Annotated in this window: 1 protein-coding gene; it reads right to left on the bottom strand. The window is 63.2% G+C overall.

Going from position 1 to position 749, the window contains the following annotated elements:
• Nucleotides 1-749, bottom strand: a 749-nt coding sequence (locus AC1D1M_RS31415; protein ID WP_477778692.1) for an immunoglobulin-like domain-containing protein, incomplete at both ends; no start/stop codon positions are given.

The raw sequence follows: 749 nt of genomic DNA, 5'->3' as shown, positions 1-749 counted from the left end.
CATTGGCCGGGGTCTTGACCACAACAGTACCGGTGGTCTGGCCCGCTTCGATGGTAATGACCGAGCCGTTGCTCAAGGTCACGGTCATCGGCGTGCCGGCCGGGTTGCTCAGGGTGGCGGTGTAGGTGATCTGCCCGCCTTCGGTGATGTTGCCGGTGGCAGATAGGGTCAGCCCGGTGTTGTCCACAGAGTCGGTAATGGTGGTCACGGCCGGCGTGGTGTTTGGCACCAGGTTTTCRAAGTTGCCGCCGGTGGTACCGGTRATGGTGGTGCTGACGGTACTGCCGTTGCTGTAAACGTCGTTGGCCGCAGTCGGTACGTTGACGCTGCCGCTGGTCTGGCCCGCGTCGATGGTAATGACCGAGCCGTTGCTCAAGGTCACGGTCATCGGCGTGCCGGCCGGGTTGCTCAGGGTCGCGGTGTAGGTGATCTGGCCACCTTCGGTGATGTTGCCGGTGGCAGTCAGGCTCAGCCCGGTGTTGTCCACGGAGTCGGTGATGGTGGTCACGGCCGGGGTGGTGTTCGGCACCAGGTTTTCAAAGTTGCCGCCGGTGGTGCCGGTGATGGTGGTGCTGACGGTGCTGCCGTTTACATAAACGTCATTGGCCGGGGTCTYGACCACRACAGTACCGGTGGTCTGGCCCGCTTCGATGGTAATGACCGAGCCGTTGCTCAAGGTCACGGTCATCGGCGTGCCGGCCGGGTTGCTCAGGGTSGCGGTGTAGGTGATCTGCCCGCCTTCGGTGATG

This window comes from Pseudomonas sp. P1_F7 (assembly GCF_056405655.1).
Note: the sequence above shows the minus strand (reverse complement) of the source record. Positions and strands in the feature narration are given on the sequence as shown.